Below are 22,988 nucleotides of genomic sequence, written 5' to 3' on the forward strand. Positions count from 1 at the left end.
TAAAAGGATTGCCGGAATTGCTCCGGAAATCCTTCATCTGCCTGTTTTATTTATTGTTATAATATTTTTGTAAAAGTTCCGGCCTGAATTTCTGCATCAGTCCACCTATCTGTCCTATTTTTGCTTCTGCGTCTTTTCTTGCAGAAGTGTCGCCTTCCGACATATACATTCCTCTCATTGTGATACGCATCAGGTAATCGAGCGGATGACTTCGGTCATTGAAACTCACCCTGTTGTTAAGGAATATTTCCGTACTGGAAGTCACTTTATCCAGATAGTCATTATATCTCTCAGCATCATAACGCTGATATGTATCCAATATTTGTATTTCCGTATTCATTAACTCCCTGATTTCGGAAGTACAGTTTATCATCAGGTCTTGTTTCATGCTCTTATACCACTGCAGGCTGCCGTCTACCTTGTAAAGAATCTCATCTATTACTTTACGGGCTTTTTCAGTTTCACCGAGTTCGTAATACGCATCGGCAAAAGCTACTGATTCTCCACCGCGTGGAACTGTGTTGGCCGGAATAGCTTCCATACATCTGTCGAGTGCCTGAAGCGCCTTATCTTTCTTACCTTCAATGAGTAATGCATTTATCAGCCTGTCGAACATCAGGCGGAATGTACGGCACATTCTCAGGTTGTTTTCGTCCAGATAAACTTTAGGATTCTCAATACCGCCCCATTTGTATTTGTTCACCATGTTGTCGAACATAACTTCAGTATTGACTCCGGTGCTGTCGATCACACCCGGGGTTATACGGTAATTGATACCTTCGAGCATAGACTGGTTAGTAAGTCTCAATGGCGCTTCACCGATTGTCACAGCATGATATATAGGGCGTTTCCAATCGTCTTTATTGATATTGTAAAGCATATCCATTATCATCATCTCCTGACGATAAATACCACCTTTGTTGTCACCGAGATTGATTACGAATTCAGGCTGAGGTGTAGTACCCATCGCCTTCCAGTCTACTTTGGACTCGTCGATAGACATTTTAAATATGCTGGACGGTATGATAACACCATTGTCGATATACGGATTACGCGGAGCATAATTATCCATTGTCTTCATAATATTAAGTGCATCAGCCATTTCCATCGTATCTTTAAATACTTGCGTATCGTAATAGTCAGAATAATTGATTCTTCCCGCCCATGCAGAAGATTCTTTCGAGCCCTGCAGATCGCGTGTCAATAACCGTTCTATATCGCGTTTGGTGAATACGTATGCCGATTGTCCTTTATCGCCGTGGTAACGGTCTTCTTCCCAGTCAATAGGCAACGCAGGTGAATCGTAAGCCTGACGGCGCATCTGGTCTACATACCAGTCGGTTTGCAGATAACTCAGGTTACATACACGCACATCGGTCCGGAACCCTTCTACTTCCTGTGCATACCACAATGGGAATGTATCGTTATCTCCCATTGAGAATAATATACTGTTAGGTTCGCATCCTCGCAGATAATTCATCCCGAAGTCGCGCATGGTATATCTGTCCGAACGGTCATGGTCGTCCCAGTTTTGTCCGGCCATCTGTATCGGTACAAATAATGTTACAACGGCGGCAACTGCTGCTGCAGGTGTTTCCGGCAATACCTTTCGGAGAAGACGGGCTAAAAAAGCCACCCCGAATCCGATCCATATACAGAACGCATAGAACGACCCTGCATATGCATAGTCACGTTCGCGCGGTTCGAATGGCTGCTGATTCAAATAAACGATAATGGCAATACCTGTCATAAAGAACAACATGAAGGTAACTAAGAATTGTTGCTCGCCTTTCTTACCTCTTGTCAACTGATATACAATACCCAGTATACCGAGTATCAAAGGCAACAGATAATATTTATTGTGTCCTTTATTGTCTGCAATATCCGGAGGAAGATTGTCCTGTGGCCCGCGTCCGAGCATTTCGTCTACAAAGCCGATACCTGTGATCCAATTCCCGTTTGTAGGCCCGCCGGTAGCCTGTATGTCGTTCTGACGGCCGGAGAAGTTCCACATGAAATAACGGAAGTACATGAAATCCAATTGGTAATCGAAGAAGAATTTCAGGTTTTCGAACATGGTAGGCGGTACGGATGTGTCTTTTATGCCGGCCCATATCTGATATCCGAGCAGATGCCTGTCTTCCGAAGAAGAATACATGCGCGGAAACAACATTGTATTTGTATATCCGTATGTAGGTATAGTACCTGTCACTACATATTCGTCTTTCTGGTCTGGTGATTTTTTTACCACCTTATCGAATGTTTGTTTTTCACTTACAGGCGGTTCGAGGCGTCCGGTAGCCGGATCTCTTTTCTCGGTAGAAGCGTATGTCTTACCGTAGAATAATGGTCTGTCACCATATTGCTCACGGTTCAGATAACTTGCCAGTGTAAATACATTCTCAGGCGAGTTCTGATCCATAGGAGTATTAGCTATAGAGCGGATAGGGATAAGTGCAAAAGAAGAATATCCTATCAATATGACCATCAGGCAAAGGACAGTTGTATTTAGAAATCTGAAATTGATTTTTTTATTTATAAACAGGAATGCGATAAGGCCTCCCATCAGTACTATCCACAATAAGGCATTGTCGCCGATAAGGGTAACACCGCTTAATGTCATACAGATGATAAACGCTACTTTCGCACGTGTCATACTTCCTTTCTTTGAAAGCGTTTCGTATAAAGCCCATATAATGGATATGACAACAAGCAGGATATATGCCAGCGAACCGGAATTGTAAGAGAATCCGAATCCGTTAACAAACAGTTTTTCGAACCATGCACCTACTTTTGTAAAGCCCGGAATGATACCGTACATCAGTATGACTACAAGGAAAAGCGAGCCGATTAAAGAAAGCAGAGTACCTTTGACGTTAACATCTTTAGCCTTCTTGAAATAATATACCAGTACAATGGCAGGGATACAAAGCAAGTTGAGCAAGTGGACGCCGATAGATAATCCCATTGCATACGCTATAATAATGAGCCATTTGTCAGAGCCTTCCTTGTCTGCGCGGTTCTCCCATTTCAGTATGAGCCAGAAAACCAAGGCAGTGAACATTGATGAATAGGCATATACCTCTCCTTCTACGGCAGAGAACCAGAATGTATCGGTAAATGTATACGTTAAAGCACCTGTAAGTCCGCAACCGATGATAGCGATCAGCTGACCGAGAGTCATTTCCTTTTCGGTATCGCTATATATCAGTTTTTTTGCGAGGTGGGTAATTGTCCAGAAGAGGAAGAGAATAGTTGCCGCACTCAGCAGTGCCGACATACTGTTTATCATCATTGCTACCTGAGACGGGTCGGAAGCAAACAGTGAGAAAAATTTACCCGTCAGCATAAAGAACGGAGCGCCGGGCGGATGTCCTACCTCTAGTTTATAGGCCGAAGTGATAAACTCTCCGCAGTCCCAAAAACTGGCAGTAGGTTCTATTGTCATCAGGTAGACGATAGCTGCCACAGCAAAACTAAACCAACCAAAGATATTGTTAATCAGGTTATATCTTTTCATAATGAAAAAGGTATATGGTGTTAATCGTTTATTAAACGGTTGTTTTCAGTATATTTGGGTGCAAAGATAGTTAAAACACTGAAAGTATTTATCCGGCTCGCTTTGTTTTTAAGGTTTAAAATAAAAAACTTCTTAAAATAATAAGAATGGGCGGAATTAATTCCGCCCATTCTTATTATTTAGTATATCTCTTGTAGTGGCTATATAGCTACTTTCGGATCTTCCAGTCCCTCATACTCCGATATGATCTTTCTCCACACATCTGGTACAGGCATAGATGATTGGGTATGTGCATCATAGGTGACGAATACGGTTTTACAACGGCATTTTATCTCTCCGTTTTTTGTGTTGCGTATCTGTTGAAGGAACACACCGCTTTTTTCGCCCAGTTTTGTTACTTTCGAATCTACTGCTATCTCTTCCCTGTAATATATAGGGGAGAAGAAGTCGGTTTCGATATGGGCAACCACAATGAGCCCGTCCGTCCAGCTTATAGAAGCGCGCCCTTTCACTTTTTCGAAATAGGTCGTTTTGCCAAGATCGAAATAACTGAAATAGGAATTATTATTTATATGTCCCAATGCATCGATATCGCTGAAGCGAATCTGTATCGGGAGAGTCGTCTTAAATGTTTCGGGTTTAATTTCTACCATAAATTGTTATCTAAATATTATATCATTAACAACATACATGCCTGCATGTTCATTTAGTTTTGTTATCAGTTTGTCTTTTGCCATCAATAGTTCGGAGCGTAACACCGATGAATTCAGCGATACATACAGGGTGCCGTTCCGCAAATAAATATTCGTCGTGTATGAATTTATCATCGAACCAAGCAACTGAGACCATCCTGTTACCGCCCTGCTTTCGGCAAGCTTACGTCTAAAGAACGGATTTTCTTCGAAATATTGCCTCAGCACTTCGCCGATACTTTCTGTATTGCGTTTTCTCATATCGTGCTGTTTTTTTGTAATACTTCGCCGTTTTCTACTTCGTACAGGTGGTAATTGCTGTTGGTGCGGGAGAGTATCTCGTCCAGATGTTCGCGGTTGGTATCTGTTACGAAGATTTGCCCGAAGTCCTTATCCAGCACCAGTTTTATAATTTGTTCTACACGGGAGGAATCCAGCTTGTCGAATATATCGTCCAGTAATAATATCGGTGTAGTAGATGTCGCTTTATGCAGGAAATCGAATTGTGCCAGCTTGAGGGCGACAACATATGTCTTGTTTTGTCCCTGCGAGCCTACGCGTTTTATCGAATAGCCGTCCATTTGCATATCCAGATCGTCTTTATGTACACCCACAGTAGTATAGCCGAGTATCATATCTCTTTGCCGTCTCGATTTTATTAGTTGCATAAAATCCTCTGTTTCGAAATGCGATTCGTAACTCAGCTTTACCTTTTCATTAGACGAACAAATAAAGTCGTAAAACTTCTGGAATGTAGGGATAAATTTATCAATAAAATCCTTCCTTTTTTGATAAACGACTTTTCCTTCTTCGCTCAGTTGTTCATCCCAAAGGTCGAACAATGTATCATCCGTGTAGCCTTCTGTTTTAAGTAAAGCATTCCGTTGCTGCAAAGCTTTGTTATACCGGATTAAGGAATGGAGGTATTCTTTGTCGAACTGCGAAAGAAATAAATCCATAAACCTGCGGCGTTCGTCGCTTCCCCCGTTTATCAGTTCCGTATCGGACGGCGATACCATAACAAGCGGCAGGGTTCCGATATGATCAGACAGGCGTTCATATTCTTTCTTGTTCCGTTTGAATTGCTTTTTCTGCTTGCGGCGGAGGCTGCAAAAGAATTCTTCCTGCTTATTATCCAGTTCGTACCAGCCTTGTATGACAGCAAATTCGGCATCGTGGCGGATATTCTGCGAATCGATAGGATTATTATGGCTCTTGCTGAAAGACAGATAGTAAATGGCATCCAGCAGGTTCGTCTTACCCATACCGTTACTGCCCAGAAAACAATTTATCTTGGGCGACAGAATAAGCTCGGCTTGCTCTATATTCTTGTAATTGAGTATGGATAAACGGTCTAATATCATTTGATTGAAAAAATATTGATTTTGCAAAAATACAATTTTTTACGGGAGCAGACAGTTTTTAAAGATAAATTAAAGAATAAGTAAAGATGCGGAACTATTTATAATCGATGACTGTTGTATTTGTAACAAAACTTTAGATTTTCGATATGACGGTCGATGCGGCATTATATACTTTTATATCTTCATTTATAGCGCTTTTCCCTGTAATAAATCCGGTTGGCAGCGGGTTCATCGTCAATGGCTTCCTTGGTAATCTGGATGATGTACAGCGGAAAACTGTCATCAAAAAAATTATTGTCAATGTTCTGTTTATCGGTATGGGTTGTCTTTTGGTCGGACATCTGATATTACTTTTGTTTAATCTTGCGGTTCCGGTTATACAGCTTGCCGGAGGTATCCTTATATGCAAAACGGCATGGGGATTGCTGTCCGATTCGGGGTCATCTGTAACAGACGCCACGCACAAGGCAATGGATAAGATTAATCTCGATGAAATAGAAAATAAGATATTTTATCCTATTTCGTTTCCAATCAGTATCGGCCCCGGCAGTGTATCGGTTATATTTACTTTAATGGCTACCGCCGAAATCAAAGATAATGTTTTGAGAACTACGGCTAATTATGGAATAATAGCTTTGGTTATTGTTTCCATGTGTATAATACTCTATATTTTTCTTTCGGAAGGGCACCGTATAATGAAAAGGCTGGGGACATCGGGTAATCTCGTTATCAACAAACTGGTGGCTTTCTTTACATTCTGTATAGGTGTGCAGATTGTAGTAACGGGCATTTCCAAGATATTTCACATCCCGGTTTTGTAACCGGACATAGATTCTGTTGCATAACTTACTCACCGACAAATTAGTATATCTGCTTATTTTTTTATTCTTTTGTGATTTTTTAGAGAGTCAGACGACTAACAGAGTAGAAAAATCGAATAACCAATAATATAATTAGCATGTTGTATCTTGAAACACAGGATATCGTAAAACAGTACGGAGATTATACTGCCCTCAACGGGGTTAGTGTACAGGTTCCCCGCGGCTGTATCTACGGGTTGTTGGGGCCTAACGGTGCAGGCAAGTCTTCCCTTATACGTATCATCAACCGGATTACTGCCCCTGACAGAGGTAAAGTTTTTATCAATGGCAGGGAGTCCGAGGCAGACGATGTATTCAATATCGGCTATCTGCCTGAAGAGAGAGGGCTCTATAAGAAAATGAAGGTTGGCGAACATATCATTTTTCTTGCCCGCCTCAGAGGCCTCACCAAAGAGCAGGCACATGAAAAAACGCAGTACTGGTTGAAGAAATTCGATATTGCATCGTGGGAAAACAAAAAGGTAGAGGAATTGTCGAAAGGTATGCAGCAAAAGATACAGTTTATCACCACTGTGATACATGAGCCCGATTTGTATATTCTTGATGAGCCTTTCAGCGGCTTCGACCCTGTGAATGCAGAACTGTTGAAAAATGAATTATTGGAACTGAAAGCTAAAGGAAAAACGATTATTCTCTCCACCCATAATATGGAATCGGTAGAAGCACTTTGCGATGAAATATCACTGATAAATAAATCGAAAGTTGTACTGCAAGGCAATGTGAAAGAGATACGTGCACAGTACAGGAAGCATATCTTCCGCCTGACTATCGCTGGAGAGAGTTTTGATATGAAATCGTCCCATTTTACGATATTATCACAATCTCAGGATAAAGACTCGATTGAACTGCGTATACAACGCAATGACGGGGCATCCAATTCGGAACTATTGAAAGAAGTGACAAGCAAATATGAAGTTATTTCGTTTGAAGAAGAATTGCCTTCTATGAATGATATTTTTATTCAAATCGTATCTAAACCGGCGCCATGAAAGCATTGAAATTAATCATAGCGAGAGAATTCTCGTCCAGAGTAAAGACAAAGGCTTTTATTCTGACCACCTTACTAACTCCATTCCTGTTTGTAGCTGTTATTGCATTGCCTACTATACTGATGATGCTCAGTGATAATGATGATATAAAGAAGGTGTATGTAATAGACAATACCGGAATGTATGCCGGATTATTCGAGTCATCGAAGAATTACGAATTTGTAAACATATCTTCATCGGATAATAATGCTGAGAAAAAAGAAGCAGCTACGGCTCTGTTGCAAATAACGGACGATTTAGGTCATAACCCGAATGCAGTAACTTTCTTCTCGGAAAAGCAGCAGCCACCACGCGAACTTACAGCTTATATAAACAACGTGCTTACAGATGCCGTAAAAGCGAAGAAGATAGATGATTTTACCACGCAAAGCAATATAGACCCGCAGGTCGTGAATGAATTGCAGGATTTACTGAAATCGAAAGACAAGATAAACGTATCAACTATCCGCTGGGATGAAACAGGCAAGGAAACTGAGACACTCGGAGAAGCTGCAACCATAACGGGTACGGTACTTACATTTTGCATGTTCTTCTTTATTATGATGTACGGGTCTATGGTGATGCAGAGCGTTGTAGAAGAAAAGACAAACCGCATAATCGAGGTTATCATTTCGTCGGTTAAGCCTTTCGATCTGATGATGGGTAAGATAATTGGAGTCGGGCTTGTCGGTTTGCTTCAATTGATGGTATGGCTTGTAATCGGTGGCGGTGTTATGGTAGCCATACAGATATATTTCGGTGTAAATGTCGATATGGCTTCTTCTATGGATACCCAACAGGCAATGGCGATGCTGGAAAACAGCAACATAGATATAAACAATTCATTTAATGGGATTTTTAGCATCAACTGGATACAAGTAGCTGCATGCCTTATTCTTTATTTCATTGGGGGGTATCTGCTTTTTGCATCTTTGTTTGCTATGTTCGGGTCGGGAGCCAACGATTCGCAGGAAGCGCAGCAACTTATTATGCCGGTTATGATTATACTTATGGTTGCATTCTATACAGGCTTTGCTGCAGCCCGCAATCCCGAAGGGGCAATGGCCTTCTGGTGTTCGCTTATACCTTTCACCTCTCCGGTGGTAATGATGGTGCGCGCGCCATACGAGATTCCTGTGTGGGAATTGGTGGCCTCGGTGGCTATACTGTTTGCCAGCGCAGTGTTGATGGTGAAGCTTGCAGCAAAGATATATCGCGTAGGAATCCTCATGTACGGCAAAAAAGTGTCCATTGCCGAAATGCTTAAATGGATTAAATACAAGTAAAAATATAAATCGATCGGATAATTACCCCGAGGTTGCTTTTAAGGCTTCCTTGGGGTATTTTCTTTTCTATAAGCATAATAGATAGTCCTTTAACATAAAATATGTTTTTTATTTATAGAAATATATCTATATTTGCACTTTGGTAAAAAAAGACAATATATACACTTCACAATAATTTAGGAGACAAATTAATAAGGAGACGATCACTTCATTAAACTATAACTTTCAGCTTTATGAGAATTAACAACTACGTATGTTTTTTTCTTGCAGGTTTATGTTCTTCATTATTCGGATTAAATGCTCAGGTAACCATTGGTGTAATAGAGCAGCCTGTTTCCGGAGCACTTTTGCAAATAAAAAACAAGGAAAATGTTCCCGAGGGGACAAATGCAGACAAAGGATTGCTTTTGCCCAGAGTATTTCTGGATGATGCAGACAAATTATCTCCTATGTACAGCTATACCGGGGCAGATACTCCCACAGCGGATGATATTCTGACTCATACGGGTCTGGTGGTCTACAATATGAATCAATGCTTAGTGCGGAAAGGGGAAGATGCTGGCGTATATGTATGGAAAGATGGCTCATGGAGCTCTGTGCAGAGAGAAGAGCTGGCTCCTAATGTCTCCATTTTCACCGACCCCCGCGATGACGAAAAGTATAAAACGGGCGATTTCGGAGCGGCAGGAGTATGGATGCTCGAAAATATGAGGGCTACCATATATGATCAAAGTCCGCTTGCGCCTCCAAACCTGAGTTATGCAATAAGTAATACGGCAAAAAATTATATCTATCCTGCTTCGCCTATATATTCGCCGGGAGGTAACGGAAAGGATATGGCGACATATGAAAAAGACAATACCGTAGGGTTGCTTTATAACTGGCTTGCGGCAACTAACGGTGAAAATCCGGCAAATAATGTGGAGCAGGGCAATATGGCTTATCCGACACATCCTCTTATACAGGGTATATGCCCAAAAGGGTGGCATCTGCCGTCTGATAAGGAATGGACTGATCTGGAGAATTACATTATCCAGAATACCAGCAAGTACAGTACGATGAACGATATCAAAGTACCTATAGGTCCTACTGCTATTGAAATGCGTGGAACACACGGCACTGCAATGAAAGCTCCTTGCAAACCTGTAGGGATAAATACTGCTCCGACAGGGGTAGGGGTTAGCTTTCCTGTAACCAAGGGAGGTTTCTTTGGTATGATGGTTGGATTCAGCTTTGGTGGGGCCTATGGGATAAGCGACTATGGTTACTTATCATACTATTGGACCAGTAGTTCAACTTCACTTCAGGGTGCTTATCATTCATGGATGAGAGGTTTGGGTAATCAGGGCGTATACAGAAAAGACTTTGTCCGTACAAATTTCGTGTCTGTACGTTGCAAAAAAAATTCGTAATATCCTAATTTTATAAGCAACAGTGTTTACAACTTATAACCTATAGTAAAGTAAACGCTGTTGTTTCTTATTTTCAGGTTATCTCTTAGCTCTTCTCTTTTCCAAGCCTTTGTTAGTCCTGTGTCAGAGCCAACCACAAAGACAAACTTTGGTAACTCCACCTGTAATTCTATCCCCAAACCGACATCCGGCCGGTTCCATAATCCTTTATCTCCGAATGTATCTATTTTGGTTTCCTTCGCATCGGTAAAAGATGTGTAGGTTGTTTTTCCTGCTACACCATAAGCCACGTAAGGCCCCATGGCAAACCCGAAGTGAGTATCGCCGGGGAAATGGAATTTATAAGTGAAATAGACAGGCAATTGGACATACATAGCCTGCATCTTCGCTTCTACATTGTCCGTTGCCAAAGAGAGCTTTTTTACTTTAGCACCTTTTGTTGTAAAGGTAAGCCCTGTTTGCAGATAGACGTCGCTGTTGCCCAGCATGATATCGGTGATTACTCCGCCGTTGTATCCGATTATTACCTTTCCGCTCTTAAAGCCATGATCATTTTTCCACGCAGATACATTTGTCAGGTTCATCCCCCCTCTTATCTGAAAATGTGTGGTCTTCTTTTTCTCTACAAAAAACTGTGATCGGGCATTGTTGCTTGCCAGTAATAATACAAGTAATATAGGGAGTACTTTCAGTATTGTTTTCATAGAGTATGTTATTTATATTTTGTAGTCTTGTTAACAGGTTACCACCTTAATATGATGCGTTCGCCTAAGGCCTTAGCCAATGCTTTTTTTATTTCTTCAAGTTCCTTTACCCGTTGCATCAGGGCTATGGCGGCATCCCAGTTTCCTTCTTTTTGCCTGAGAGCCATTTCATCTTTTATTTCCCTTATTTGTACTGAAATGTAAGCATCTTTCAGTTCAGTAAGTACGCGCGGAACGTTTTTGGTCAGGTGTTTTTCTTCTGCCAGCGGAGTATCTTCTTTTTTTGCATTTTCTCCGAACTGTTTGATATGTACTTTGCTGAGTTCGTACCTGTCGCTTTGCAATTCGGCTGCCAGTTTACTTACATCAGGATCGGGGTGAGCAAGAAAATATCGCTTGGGGTTAAATGATTCATCACTGCAGTTTTGCACTGCATCATTGAGAATCTTGGTGTAGAGCGGATTGGTGAACCATAAGCCGTCGCGTTCGAGGTCGAATTTTATATAATCGATGACCGACATCGGTATTACACCGCTTTCTTCGTCGCTTTCTTCGATCAGTAATTCTTTGCCATAACGGATAATATAATACAGGATTGCCAGTTCGAACTTATCTATCGGCGTTTTCTTTAATAATACTCTTCCGCTTCGGACAACCGGTTGCGAAAGATCGTTTTTTACAGCCAGCATTTCGGCTTCCATTTTCTGTGGTGCTGTTCTTTCCAGATAGGCAAGCCTTTTCTTTGTCACTTCCTGCACGAGGATGCGTTCGTCTACATCGAGCAGTATACTGCAATCCTTGATATATACCGTACGGATAATATTATCGGGAATAATGGAGATACTGCCGACGATGTCGGAGATCAAAGCAGCCCTTTTTATTGGGTCATTCCCTGCTTCATCGAGTAACAGTTTGGTTTTGAAACGGATAAAGTCGACTTCGTTATCCTTTATATATCTAGTAAGTGATTCGGCATTTTGTTTCTTGGCAAACGAGTCGGGATCTTCTCCGTCCGGCAGTAGTATCACCTTGATATTCATGCCGTCTTCCAGCAACAGGTCGATTCCTCTTAGGGCAGCCTTTATTCCTGCTGCGTCGCCGTCATAAATTACTGTTACATTATCTGTAAAGCGGTGAATCAGGCGTATTTGTCCGTGTGTGAGCGCGGTTCCGGATGATGCCACAACATTTTCAATCCCTGACTGATGAAAAGATATCACATCGGTATATCCTTCTACCAGATAGCAGCAATCGGCCTTGGTAATAGCCTGCTTGGCAAAGTAGATGCCGTAGAGTTCGTTTCCTTTGTGATATATTTCACTTTCGGGCGAATTCACATATTTTCCTGTGTTCTCTGCTTTTCTGAGGATTCGTCCGCCGAATGCAATTACTTTACCCGACAGCGTATGTACAGGAAACATTACACGTCCGCGGAAACGGTCGATTAATTGGTTATTATGCTCACTTTTTATAGCTAATCCCGTTTTTACGAGGTAATCCTCCTTATATCCATTTCGCAGCGCTTCCTGTGCAAAAGCATCCCTCTGTTCGAGGCTGTAGCCCAACTGGAATTTTTCTATAATATCTTCCCTAAACCCGCGTTCTTTGAAGTAACTTAATCCTACCGACTTACCCTCGATATGTTCGAGCAGGGTTCTGACGAAATAATCACGGGCATAGTCATTGAGGATGAAAAGACTTTCGCGTTCGTTGTAAGCCTGTTTCTGTTCATCGGTGAATTCCCGTTCTTGTACCTCAATGTTGTACTTTTTAGCCAGATATTTCAGCGCTTCGTAATACGACAACTGCTCATGCTTCATAATGAAGTGAACAGCAGTTCCCCCTTCACCACAAGCAAAGCATTTGCAGATATTTTTAGCGGGAGAAACATAGAATGACGGAGTTTTATCCGTATGGAAAGGGCAGAGGCCCACATAATTTATTCCCCTGCGTTTGAGGGTGACATATTGCGACACTACATCCACAATCTGGGCAGCGTCCATTATACGGTCTATGGTACCTTGATCTATCATAATTTTGATGATACGAAAGTAGTAAAAATATCCCGATGAAAGTATTTAAATTATGTGAATCGAATTTATGATTTATGCGAATCAAAGCTTAGAATTACTATAAAGCTTTATCTATATAGTATTATAGCTGTTGGCCGTTTGCCGATAGCTTTTAGTTCTTTGAAACAAATAATAGTTACAAGTTACTTCGCCCTGCGGGCAGTTACAAGCTGCAGAATTATTACTCGAAATATGTTACTTTTGTTACCTTTTGCGACTTGGCGTCTTTGTGAGAAGTATTGTCAACTGTAATATCCGTTACTTTCGTTACTTTTTAACTATAAATTGTAAATACATGTTAATTTATGCCGATTACGGAAAGGTAAAGGTGAAAGAAAGCTGAGGGATTTTATCTTGATTCTTATACTTTATAGCATAGATTATAGACAGATTAGTCTTCATTATCCAAAATATCTAAAAAAGGATATATCAATCTGCTGTAATATACGCTTTATTTTTAACTTTGTCATTCTTATAAATAATATAATAGTCATCTATATAGATGTTGTTTATGAAAAAAACGTTTTTATTCCTGATTTTATCAGTTTTTACTTTTGCAAATATATATGCACAAAGCCCTGCGACGTGGACAGTTAAACTTCTCGATAAAGGAAACGGCGAGGTAGAACTGACTGCAAATTTCAGAATCGACCCTACATGGCATGTATATGATATACATATTCCCGAGGGCGGACCAATGCCCACCAGCCTGTCTATAGATAACCTGAAAGGGGCGACAAAGGTAGGTGATTTTCAGGCGATAAATTCAAAGCTGAAAAAGGTTTATGACGATATTTTCGAAATGGAAGTCGGCTATTACGAAGGACAGGCGACTTTTGTACAACGGCTTAAAATCACAGATAAGGCCGCTTTTGTGCTTGAAGGAGATTTACGCTCACAAGTTTGCAGTGAAGTTGACGGGCAATGCATTCCGATAAAAATAGATTTAGACTTTAAATCAAAAGACCTTCCGTCTACAGTAGTTGTCGCTGCAAATAATACAGCTAAGGAAGCTGTTGTGGCAAAGGAAGAACCGGCTACTAAAGATGTTGTAGAAACTCCTGTCGATACGGCATCTGTAACTACTCCCGTACAGGTCGATACGCCAGCCGCAAGCAGCGGCGATTTGTGGAAGCCTGTGATAGAAGAGGTGAGGGCATATGGCGCAGCGGGGGATACATCCGACCAGTCATTGTTTTGGATTTTTCTCGGTGGATTCGGTGGTGGTTTTATAGCTTTACTCACTCCGTGTGTGTGGCCGATGATACCAATGACTGTTAGTTTCTTTCTGAAGCGCAATAAAAAGAATAAGGGAAAAGCAATTAAAGATGCGATGACATATGGCTTGGGTATTATACTTATATATGTAGCTTTAGGACTGCTTATTACAGGTATATTTGGAGCAAGCGCCCTGAATGATTTGGCTACAAGTGCAATCTTTAATGTGATATTCTTTGCTTTATTGGTGGTGTTTGCTATATCGTTCTTTGGAGCGTTTGAGCTTGTATTGCCTTCATCGTGGACTAACAAAATGGATCAGAAGGCTGATTCAACGACAGGGATACTCAGTATATTCTTCATGGCATTTACACTTGCACTGGTATCATTTTCGTGTACAGGCCCTATTATCGGAACATTGCTCGTACAGGCTGCCGGTTCTGGTTCTATTGTAGCTCCTGCTATAGGGATGTTTGGCTTTGCACTGGCATTAGCTATTCCGTTTTCATTATTCGCTATATTCCCGTCGTGGCTCGAAAGTATGCCTAAATCGGGCGGGTGGCTCAATTCCGTAAAAGTTGTATTAGGATTTCTTGAATTGGCTTTAGCCTTGAAATTCTTATCCGTTGCAGACCTCGCTTACGGTTGGGGCATTCTCGACCGCGAAGTATTCCTTGTGCTATGGATAGTAATATTTGTTTTACTTGGAGTATATCTGCTGGGTAAGCTAAAGCTGCCGCATGACAGTGACTTGAAGCATGTGTCCGTGCCCCGGCTTTTCATGGCAATTATATCGTTTGCCTTTGCTGTTTATATGATACCGGGACTATGGGGTGCGCCGTTAAAGGCTATCAGTGCGTTTTCACCGCCATTGTTTACGCAGGATTTCAGTCTGTATGAGGGAGAAGTACATGCTGCGTTCGATGATTACGAAGGAGGTATGGAATATGCCCGAAAGAACAATAAGCCTGTAATGATTGACTTTTCAGGATATGGTTGTGTCAATTGTCGTAAGATGGAAGCATCGGTCTGGACGGATATTCGTGTTAAGCAATTGCTGGAAAAAGACTATGTGCTGATTACATTGATGGTAGATGATAAGAAGAAACTGCCGGAAGTAATTGAAGTGGAAGAAAATGGTAAGACAACAAAACTGAAAACAATAGGTGATAAATGGAGTTATCTCCAACGTCATAAATTTGGAACAAATTCTCAGCCGTATTATGTATTGCTCGACCATGCAGGAAATCCGATAGGTCCGTCTTATGCATATGATGAAGATATACCTAAATATATTGACTTTTTGAATACAGGTTTGATCAACTTCAAAAAGAAAAGAGAAGAAGTAAAATAAATACAATAGAGAAAAAGCAGGTTGGAAAGAATCTGCTTTTCCTTTAAAAATATAACACTAAGAGAGATGCATTCTAAAGAACAGAAGATGGAAGCTTTCGGCAGGCTTCTCGACATTATGGATGAGCTGCGTGTTAAATGTCCGTGGGATGCCAAGCAAACAAATGAAAGCCTGCGCACAAACACAATCGAGGAAGTTTACGAACTATGTGAAGCGATTATCAAAAAGGATGATAACGAAATCAAAAAGGAAATAGGCGACGTCCTTCTCCATGTCTTTTTCTATTCGAAGATAGGGGAGGAGAAAGGCACATATGATATAGCCGATGTCTGCAATGTGCTATGCGATAAACTCATTTTCCGTCATCCGCATGTATTTGGCGACGAAGCCGCTAATACTGCGGGAGAAGTAGAGAAATCCTGGGAGCAGCTAAAGCTGAAAGAGAAAGGCGGAAATAAAACTATACTCGAAGGAGTTCCGGCTTCACTTCCGTCTATAGCTAAGGCGCACCGTATACAGGATAAAGCACGTAATGCAGGCTTCGATTGGAAGCAGAAAGAAGATGTATGGGAAAAGGTTGCCGAAGAGTTAGCTGAGCTGAAAAATGAAATATCTAATATGGATGAGGATAAGATTGAAGCCGAATTCGGGGATATGCTTTTCAGCCTGATTAATACTGCCCGCCTGTATAAAGTCAATCCGGATAATGCACTGGAACGTACCAACCAGAAGTTTATCCGTCGCTTTAATTTTATTGAGCAGCAAGCAAAGAAACTGGACAAGAGGTTGAAAGACATGACTCTTGCAGAGATGGATGCTTTGTGGGATGAGGCAAAGAAAATGGAGAAGAAATCATAAGCTACAAATAAAAAAGGAGCGGATTTTAGTAATCAGCCCCTTTTCTGTTCTATCTTGTCCAGAAATCCAGATATTTCTTTGCTACAGCAACATAATCATGATTCTTTTCCACAAATTCGCGGCTCTTTCGTGATATCTCAGGGATATCCTTTTTGTTGAGCACCAGCCATTCCAGTTTATCGAATACATCGTCTTCATGCGGATGCACATTTACAATCGGTTGATTGGATGTATCGCCATACAAGTCGTATATATACGGTTCACCTCCGCCGACAACTACTTTGCCCTGTGCCATAGCCAGAAGCGCATTCATTGCCGGAGTATGAGAATAAAGTTGGTCGAGTACGACATGTGCCTGTGACATCAGTTGCTGATATACATCGTAGCTGACAGACTCTACACGGGTAACAATCACCTTGTCCGGATATTTGTCTTTCACACGGGCAAGCGCTTTCTCCATTACATCCGTGCCTTTGAATTTCTCCCTAACTTTATTGATGCCGATAAAGAAGTTTACCTTTTCAGGTTCTTTGGGAATGGGTTGGAACTCAATTTCTGCCGTATTCATCGGCAAAGGGATATAGCGAAGCTTATCATGGAAAAACGGATCGTATGATTTGTAATATTCGTACAGGCAGGCTACAATACCGTCGACCGATTGAGCCAGACTCCGGTTAAATGCTTCGAGCGGGGTGCCTATCCATTTATCGATAAAGCGCTGGTTGAAATCTACATTGATGGGTTTGCCGTCGACAAAAAATTCCGAGTAGTCGAATATCTTATTCCCGAGGCAGGCTTCAACCCAATAGGAGTCGTCGCCAAAAGCCCCCATGAACACTTTACCGTTATTCCTTCTTAACTTTTTATAGAGGTGATTATTTACCCTGACGTTCTGTGTGGTAAAGCAAGGATTGATAAGCTGTACAACATCATATCCTTTGAATTTCTTAAACTTGCCAAGAACCGACATCATACTGGAAAGGGTATCTATAATCCCCGAACTTTTACGGCTCAGATCCACATCGCGTGGATAATTCTTAAATCCGTCGCCGTCCGATGCCGTCAATACTTCGTGCCCTAACGAGCGCAGGCCTTCCGCCAGTGTGAGGTGCGCACGGCTATATTCGCCTATCAATAGAATCTTCATACAGTTTGTATTATTTAAAGATGCAAAGATAGGAGTTTTTTAGTTAGGAGTTATGAGTTATAAATTATGAGTTTTAGGAACGGTTGACAATTAAGCTATTAAGTCCTTCTTCTTTATAACAAATGTATATTTATCATCGATGTATAATATCGGGAATATATCTTCTTCGCGCCACGATGCGTTGCGTTTTGTTATTTCCTTTGTTGGATATGCCCGTATATAGATTTCCTTCTCGCCTAAAGGCATGGATTTTTTAGTGAAGGGTTGACCGGATGCAATTATTTCATCAAATGACAAATCTTTGGTTTCATTGTTGATGTAATGCTTATTGTGCCTGTGGGTATCTTTCACAAAAGCAGCATATGTATAACCGTCTTTTTCACCTATCGGCTTTGCAAGGCAAACGATGAATGAGCCGGGAGTCGTCATCATTCCTTTTTGCAGATACTTTTTTGTAGCTTTCAATAAAATAGTGCCTACAACGAACAGTATCAGATATGGCAATATATACCACGATACGAGTTTGTCAAGATGAAAGATATATATAATACCTATCAGTCCGCCGAAAAGCAGAAGTATGGGAGGCGCCAGCAGGATGTTTTTCCACCAAAGAGTACTGTTTATATAGCTTTTTTTGAAAGAGTTATCCTTTTCAAGTTTTGTATAATCGGTTTTCATATCGCAAATATTATCTGTTTATATATAGTGCAAAATTAAGATAATAATCGACGCATGAAGAGATTGAAAAACTTCTTTTTGTTTGCCTGTTATATTAAATTAGCTTTCTTTCACAACTCTTTGGTGCTATTTGAAGTTTTAAAGAAAACATATGCCAAAAAATAGCATCATAGTGCCGGAAAAGAATTAATTTTACACCCGGTTATCAAAAATGTATTATCCCCTTTAAATTTATTATGCAACTCATGGATAATAACAACCCTACATATAATGCGGACGGACTGACCTATTCTAAGTTCAAAAGACTGATGAAAGGTCTTTATATAAATCTTACGGATACAGAATTAGGAAAACTGCGGCCGGTAGTGAAAAAGGCAATTGCCGAGGACGTATACCGCAAAGATGAGGAAATAGGAAGTATTACCGACCTGACGGTAAGTACATGTATTATACTGATGGAAGAACTCGGGTTGAAAAGTGCTTCTATCATCGCTTTGGTTCTATACAGGCCTTTTATCCGCAAATCGATCACGATTGAAGAGATTCAAAAGTTGTTTGGAAAAGATATTGCAGATATCGTCGACGGACTAGCTAAAGTCAACGCATTGGAGAAGAATGAGTCGGCTATAGCTTCCGATAATTACATTAAACTTCTCATTTCCCTGGCCGAAGATATGCGGGTTATCCTTATTAAGATTGCCAGCCGTTTACATCGCTTTCGTTGTGCAGAAAAATATACCGAGCAATATCGTATGCAGCTTGCAATAGAAGTATCATATCTCTATTCCCCGCTGGCGCATAAGTTAGGGCTGTATAATATTAAGACCGAATTTGAAGACCTCTATCTGAAATATACCGACCCTGAAGCTTACAACTATATTGTGAGCAAACTGAGCGAGAGTAAAGTTGCCCGCGATAAATATATTGCCTCGTTTATAGCACCGATAGACGCGCGTCTGAAAGAAACCGGACTGAAGTATGATATTAAAGGGCGGGTGAAATCCATTTCGTCCATTAATAATAAATTGAAGAAGCAAAAGATAGATTTCGAATCTATATATGACTTGTTTGCCATACGTATTATTCTGAATTCGCACAAGGATAAAGAAAAAGCTGAATGCTGGCAGGTATATTCTATTGCAACCGATATGTACACCCCCAATCCGAAACGGTTGAAGGATTGGTTATCCATACCTAAAAGCAATGGATACGAATCATTGCACATTACGGTAATGGGACCCGAATCGCGCTGGGTGGAAGTGCAAATCCGTACAAAGCGCATGGATGAAATAGCAGAGCGCGGGCTTGCCGCCCACTGGAAATATAAAGGTGTGAAAAGCCAGTCGAAAATGGATGACTGGCTGACCAATCTGCGCGAAATGCTGGAGAATAAAAGTATGGATTCGGAAGAAAAGCTGGATAATTTCAAGCTCGATCTATACGACGATGAAATATATGTATTCACTCCTAAAGGCGATTTACATAAGTTGCCCAATGGCGCCACTGTTCTCGACTTTGCTTTCGCTATACATTCGCGTATCGGCTCCACTTGTGTATCGGGCAAGGTGAACGGTAAGAATGTACCAATCCGCTACAAATTACAAAATGGCGATCAGGTGGAAATACTCACATCGCCTAACCAATCACCGAAACGTGACTGGCTCGGTTTTGTAGTCACATCGAAAGCTAAGAACCGTATTCGTCAAAGCCTGAAAGAAGAAGCGAATAAACAGGTAGAGATCGCCAAGGAAATGCTCAAGCGACGTGTCAAAAATCGTAAGATAGAAATCAACGAATCGATAATGATGCGTTTGATTAAGAAACTTGGCTTCAAAACCATTACGGATTTCTATATCAAGATTGCCGAGGAAAGCCTCGATATAAATTCGGTGATCGACCAGTATATAGAACTGGAGAAAAAAGAAACCGAACAGCATGATAAACATGAAGCGGTCAGTGCCGGAAGCTATGTGCCGCAGAATCTCGACATAATAAAGGAAACGCTTGGTAAAGAAGAACTTATATTGGATAAAAACCTTACAGGAGTAGATTATAAGCTGGCCAAATGCTGTAATCCTATTTACGGAGATGAAATATTTGGGTTCGTATCTTCGCAGGGCATAAAAATACACCGCAAAAACTGCCCGAATGCACATGATATGTTTTTCCGTTTCGGATACAGGATAATACCTGCCCGCTGGTCAGGGAAGTCGGGCTCTACATATACGGTTACCTTACGGGTAATAGGGAATGACGATATCGGCATTATAAATAATCTGACGTCTATTATTTCAAAGGAAGCCGGAGTCAGCATGCGTGCTATTAGTATCGATTCTAATGACGGGCTGTTTCATGGAAATGTATCCGTAATATTGAATAATACGGATATGCTGAACGGTCTGATAAAGAAATTAAGGACAATAAAAGGTGTGAAGGAAGTCAGTCGGTTGAATTAATAAAAAAGGCAGGTCTTTTCGATCTGCCCTTCTTTTTTACACCTAAAATTATTTATTTTCTTTTTTATCCCAAGCTTTTTTAGCATCGGATTTTACAGTCTTTGCATCCTGTTCCGATTTATTCAATACATTCTTCGCTTCTTTCTTTACTTTCAATTCAGTAGCTTTAGTATCTTTTTTTGCGTCCTGGATTCCTTTTTCAGCTTTTACTTTAGCTTCGTTTGCATGGATTTTGGCATCATGTCTGGCTTCTTCCAAATTTAGTTTAGCTTTTTTTATTTCCTGTTTGGTTTCCTGTTTTGCCTTAGTTGGAATATCCTGAGCCATTATATTGGAAGAGAACAAAAGTGCTACAGCTACTGCACCCGATAAAATAATCTTTTTCATAATCTAATCTATTATTTGAATAGTTTGTACTTATATTTAATTCTGTGATAGAACAGCAACTCTCCGTAGTTTGTTTTTCGAAAAGCAAGGAAAATAGAGGGCTATCAGTGTAAATAATGTGAAAGATTGTTCAGTATATAAAAAAGACTTCTGTTAATCTAAGCAACGGGGCTGATAGCTAATTATTTACAAAATAAAATGAGAGGAAATATATCTGTGTTCCAAATAATTATTACATTTGCGCCTGATTCTCAGTCCAACCTTTAGTTGAAGGGATGATCAGATGATAAAATGATAAGAAAGATCTTTAAATACAGAGCCGATATTTGATTCTCGGCTTTTTTTATGCTGTATCGATAACAGAAAAAAATTCATTATGATAGAAGAAAAAAAGATAGTATTAGGTATCAAGGACAAGCCGAAACCGGCGCAATGGTTACTGTTGAGTATACAACATTTGTTTGCCATGTTCGGGGCAACCGTCCTTGTACCTGCTCTTACGGGAATGAGTCCTGCAGTGGCTCTTATTTCCAGCGGTATAGGAACATTGGTATTCATCGTAATCACAAAAGGTAAAGTGCCTTCTTATCTCGGTTCTTCATTTGCTTTTATTAATCCTATCATTGCCGTTAAAGCATTAGAACTCGATCCTGCATCAGGTGTCGGTATGGGGAGTTTCCTTGTCGGCAGTTTCCTTGTCGGGGTTACATACTCTATTGTAGCGTTGATAATTGCTAAAGCCGGAACGAACTGGTTGATGAAATTATTGCCACCGGTAGTGGTGGGGCCTGTTATTATGGTTATAGGTCTGGGATTATCGGTAACGGCAGTAAATATGTCTACCAACAATCCGGCAGGAGAATATGACCTGACATATGTCTGGGTAGGACTGATTACTCTTACGATAACTATACTTACGGCCATTTTTACCCGTGGATTCCTGAGCGTTATTCCGGTTCTGGTCGGTATTATAGGGGGCTATATATTTTCTGTAGTCTTTGGCATTGTGGATATGCAGCCCGTAGCAGACGCCAAATGGATACAGTTACCACCATTCGAAATTCCTTTTGTAGATTATACTCCGTCTTTTACTTGGCGCATATTACTGATGATGGTGCCTGTTGCCATTGTCCCTATTGCAGAGCATATCGGGCATCAGCTGGTATTGAGCAAAGTAGTGGGCAAAGATCTAATAAAAGATCCCGGACTGGATAAATCTATGCTGGGTGACGGTATTGCCACAATGATCGCTGCGGGTATTGGCGGTCCTCCCGTGACTACATACGGTGAAAATATCGGTGTATTGGCTATTACGCGGGCATTCAGTATCTATTTGTTTGTCGGGGCAGCAGTCTTCGCTATATTATTCGGTTTCTGCGGTAAGATTGCTGCATTGCTTACCACTATCCCTACTCCTGTAATGGGCGGGGTTTCCATTCTCCTGTTTGGTATCATTGCATCCAGCGGATTGCGTATGCTTGTCGAGAATAAAGTGGATTTCAGCCGTAAACGCAATCTTATTATTGCATCGGTGATACTGGTTATCGGTATCGGCGGAGCGGCCATTCATATAGGAAAAGTATTTTCACTCGAAGGTATGGCCTTGGCCTCAATTATAGGTGTGGTTTTAAATCAGGTTTTACCCGGAAAACAGGTCGTGGATTTCGATGAAATGTTTAAAGAATAGTTTATTTTAAACTAAAATATAAGCTTACATAGACTTACAACAATAAATTCTCTAAGTTATTAATCGTTAAAAATAATGGTTGATGCTTCAACCGTTATTTCCTTATTTATAAGCAGTTTAATTAATAATCTGCTGTAGAACATGTTTTCAATCCTGTTAAAATGTCTTTTTTTCAACGTGTTAAAGTTGCTCACTTTTGAAATAAGTTCTATATTTGACAGTTATATAAATGAAATCTTACTAG

At 40.7% G+C, this 22,988-nt stretch carries 17 protein-coding genes; 8 read left to right on the top strand and 9 right to left on the bottom strand.

Features of this window, described 5'->3' with window-relative positions; translation table 11 throughout:
- Positions 1–46: 46 nt before the first annotated feature.
- From K348_RS0112330 to K348_RS0112345, 4 genes are all read right to left on the bottom strand, one after another.
- Positions 47–3,520, bottom strand: a complete 3,474-nt coding sequence (locus K348_RS0112330; RefSeq protein ID WP_029905249.1) for a DUF2723 domain-containing protein — start codon at positions 3,518–3,520, stop codon at positions 47–49.
- 200 nt (positions 3,521–3,720) lie between these two features.
- Complete coding sequence (locus K348_RS0112335; RefSeq protein WP_029905250.1) at positions 3,721–4,173, bottom strand: thioesterase family protein; 453 nt, start codon at positions 4,171–4,173, stop codon at positions 3,721–3,723.
- A 6-nt stretch (positions 4,174–4,179) separates the two neighbouring features.
- Positions 4,180–4,473 carry a DUF721 domain-containing protein gene (locus K348_RS0112340; RefSeq protein ID WP_029905251.1) on the bottom strand — a complete coding sequence of 98 codons (294 nt, stop codon included), beginning with the start codon at positions 4,471–4,473 and terminating at the stop codon, positions 4,180–4,182.
- A complete protein-coding gene (locus K348_RS0112345) occupies positions 4,470–5,576 on the bottom strand; it encodes a DNA replication/repair protein RecF (RefSeq protein WP_029905252.1) in 1,107 nt (368 codons plus the stop codon). The genes K348_RS0112340 and K348_RS0112345 overlap by 4 nt, the downstream gene beginning before the upstream one ends.
- A gap of 146 nt (positions 5,577–5,722) precedes the next feature.
- Here K348_RS0112345 and K348_RS0112350 point away from each other — a divergent pair, with 146 nt between their 5' ends.
- The 4 genes from K348_RS0112350 (at position 5,723) to K348_RS0112365 (ending at position 10,183) form a co-directional block, all read left to right on the top strand.
- Positions 5,723–6,397 carry a MarC family protein gene (locus tag K348_RS0112350; RefSeq protein ID WP_029905253.1) on the top strand — a complete coding sequence of 225 codons (675 nt, stop codon included), beginning with the start codon at positions 5,723–5,725 and terminating at the stop codon, positions 6,395–6,397.
- A gap of 137 nt (positions 6,398–6,534) precedes the next feature.
- Entirely contained in the window at positions 6,535–7,446 is a 912-nt protein-coding gene (locus K348_RS0112355; RefSeq protein WP_029905254.1) for an ABC transporter ATP-binding protein, read from the top strand.
- Positions 7,443–8,771: an ABC transporter permease gene (locus tag K348_RS0112360; RefSeq protein WP_029905255.1), complete on the top strand. Its 1,329-nt coding sequence runs from the start codon at positions 7,443–7,445 to the stop codon at positions 8,769–8,771. Before K348_RS0112355 ends, K348_RS0112360 begins: the two co-directional genes overlap by 4 nt.
- Positions 8,772–9,004: 233 nt before the next feature.
- The gene (locus K348_RS0112365; RefSeq protein ID WP_029905256.1) at positions 9,005–10,183 is read left to right on the top strand and encodes an FISUMP domain-containing protein; all 1,179 of its coding nucleotides are present in this window, start codon (positions 9,005–9,007) and stop codon (positions 10,181–10,183) included.
- A gap of 26 nt (positions 10,184–10,209) precedes the next feature.
- Here the strand turns inward: K348_RS0112365 and K348_RS0112370 are convergent, their stop codons facing one another.
- Both K348_RS0112370 and dnaG read right to left on the bottom strand, forming a co-directional pair.
- Positions 10,210–10,887: a porin family protein gene (locus K348_RS0112370; RefSeq protein WP_029905257.1), complete on the bottom strand. Its 678-nt coding sequence runs from the start codon at positions 10,885–10,887 to the stop codon at positions 10,210–10,212.
- Positions 10,888–10,925: 38 nt separating this feature from the next.
- Positions 10,926–12,920 (bottom strand): DNA primase, encoded by a 1,995-nt coding sequence (gene dnaG, locus K348_RS0112375; protein WP_029905258.1) that lies wholly within the window; start codon positions 12,918–12,920, stop codon positions 10,926–10,928.
- Between the two features lie 541 nt (positions 12,921–13,461).
- Between dnaG and K348_RS0112380 the strand changes: the two genes are divergently transcribed.
- Both K348_RS0112380 and mazG read left to right on the top strand, forming a co-directional pair.
- A complete protein-coding gene (locus K348_RS0112380; RefSeq protein WP_369793894.1) occupies positions 13,462–15,531 on the top strand; it encodes a cytochrome c biogenesis protein CcdA in 2,070 nt (689 codons plus the stop codon).
- 66 nt (positions 15,532–15,597) lie between these two features.
- A complete protein-coding gene (gene mazG / locus K348_RS0112385; protein ID WP_029905260.1) occupies positions 15,598–16,389 on the top strand; it encodes a nucleoside triphosphate pyrophosphohydrolase in 792 nt (263 codons plus the stop codon).
- Between the two features lie 49 nt (positions 16,390–16,438).
- Here mazG and K348_RS0112390 read toward each other — a convergent pair whose 3' ends face one another.
- Positions 16,439–17,536 carry a glycosyltransferase gene (locus K348_RS0112390; protein ID WP_029905261.1) on the bottom strand — a complete coding sequence of 366 codons (1,098 nt, stop codon included), beginning with the start codon at positions 17,534–17,536 and terminating at the stop codon, positions 16,439–16,441.
- Between the two features lie 90 nt (positions 17,537–17,626).
- Positions 17,627–18,214: a hypothetical protein gene (locus K348_RS0112395; RefSeq protein ID WP_029905262.1), complete on the bottom strand. Its 588-nt coding sequence runs from the start codon at positions 18,212–18,214 to the stop codon at positions 17,627–17,629.
- A gap of 245 nt (positions 18,215–18,459) precedes the next feature.
- On the opposite strand from K348_RS0112395, the gene K348_RS0112400 reads away from it, so the two are divergent.
- A complete protein-coding gene (locus K348_RS0112400; protein WP_029905263.1) occupies positions 18,460–20,670 on the top strand; it encodes a bifunctional (p)ppGpp synthetase/guanosine-3',5'-bis(diphosphate) 3'-pyrophosphohydrolase in 2,211 nt (736 codons plus the stop codon).
- Positions 20,671–20,718: 48 nt separating this feature from the next.
- On the opposite strand, the gene K348_RS0112405 is transcribed toward K348_RS0112400, so the two are convergent.
- On the bottom strand, positions 20,719–21,057 hold the full coding sequence (locus tag K348_RS0112405) for a hypothetical protein (RefSeq protein WP_051697835.1): 339 nt from the start codon (positions 21,055–21,057) through the stop codon (positions 20,719–20,721).
- 376 nt (positions 21,058–21,433) lie between these two features.
- On the opposite strand from K348_RS0112405, the gene K348_RS0112410 reads away from it, so the two are divergent.
- Positions 21,434–22,744 carry a solute carrier family 23 protein gene (locus tag K348_RS0112410; RefSeq protein WP_029905265.1) on the top strand — a complete coding sequence of 437 codons (1,311 nt, stop codon included), beginning with the start codon at positions 21,434–21,436 and terminating at the stop codon, positions 22,742–22,744.
- The last annotated feature ends 244 nt before the right edge of the window (positions 22,745–22,988 follow it).

Origin of the sequence: Prevotella sp. 10(H) (assembly GCF_000711235.1) — a bacterium.
Classification (GTDB): domain Bacteria; phylum Bacteroidota; class Bacteroidia; order Bacteroidales; family Dysgonomonadaceae; genus Dysgonomonas.

Bases quoted from the DNA above. Each gene is read 5' to 3' on its own strand.
- K348_RS0112330 (WP_029905249.1), bottom strand. From the start codon at position 3,520: ATGAAAAGATATAACCTGATTAACAATATCTTTGGTTGGTTTAGTTTT.
- K348_RS0112335 (WP_029905250.1), bottom strand. From the start codon at position 4,173: ATGGTAGAAATTAAACCCGAAACATTTAAGACGACTCTCCCGATACAG.
- K348_RS0112340 (WP_029905251.1), bottom strand. From the start codon at position 4,473: ATGAGAAAACGCAATACAGAAAGTATCGGCGAAGTGCTGAGGCAATAT.
- K348_RS0112345 (WP_029905252.1), bottom strand. From the start codon at position 5,576: ATGATATTAGACCGTTTATCCATACTCAATTACAAGAATATAGAGCAA.
- K348_RS0112350 (WP_029905253.1), top strand. From the start codon at position 5,723: ATGACGGTCGATGCGGCATTATATACTTTTATATCTTCATTTATAGCG.
- K348_RS0112355 (WP_029905254.1), top strand. From the start codon at position 6,535: ATGTTGTATCTTGAAACACAGGATATCGTAAAACAGTACGGAGATTAT.
- K348_RS0112360 (WP_029905255.1), top strand. From the start codon at position 7,443: ATGAAAGCATTGAAATTAATCATAGCGAGAGAATTCTCGTCCAGAGTA.
- K348_RS0112365 (WP_029905256.1), top strand. From the start codon at position 9,005: ATGAGAATTAACAACTACGTATGTTTTTTTCTTGCAGGTTTATGTTCT.
- K348_RS0112370 (WP_029905257.1), bottom strand. From the start codon at position 10,887: ATGAAAACAATACTGAAAGTACTCCCTATATTACTTGTATTATTACTG.
- dnaG (WP_029905258.1), bottom strand. From the start codon at position 12,920: ATGATAGATCAAGGTACCATAGACCGTATAATGGACGCTGCCCAGATT.
- K348_RS0112380 (WP_369793894.1), top strand. From the start codon at position 13,462: ATGTTGTTTATGAAAAAAACGTTTTTATTCCTGATTTTATCAGTTTTT.
- mazG (WP_029905260.1), top strand. From the start codon at position 15,598: ATGCATTCTAAAGAACAGAAGATGGAAGCTTTCGGCAGGCTTCTCGAC.
- K348_RS0112390 (WP_029905261.1), bottom strand. From the start codon at position 17,536: ATGAAGATTCTATTGATAGGCGAATATAGCCGTGCGCACCTCACACTG.
- K348_RS0112395 (WP_029905262.1), bottom strand. From the start codon at position 18,214: ATGAAAACCGATTATACAAAACTTGAAAAGGATAACTCTTTCAAAAAA.
- K348_RS0112400 (WP_029905263.1), top strand. From the start codon at position 18,460: ATGGATAATAACAACCCTACATATAATGCGGACGGACTGACCTATTCT.
- K348_RS0112405 (WP_051697835.1), bottom strand. From the start codon at position 21,057: ATGAAAAAGATTATTTTATCGGGTGCAGTAGCTGTAGCACTTTTGTTC.
- K348_RS0112410 (WP_029905265.1), top strand. From the start codon at position 21,434: ATGATAGAAGAAAAAAAGATAGTATTAGGTATCAAGGACAAGCCGAAA.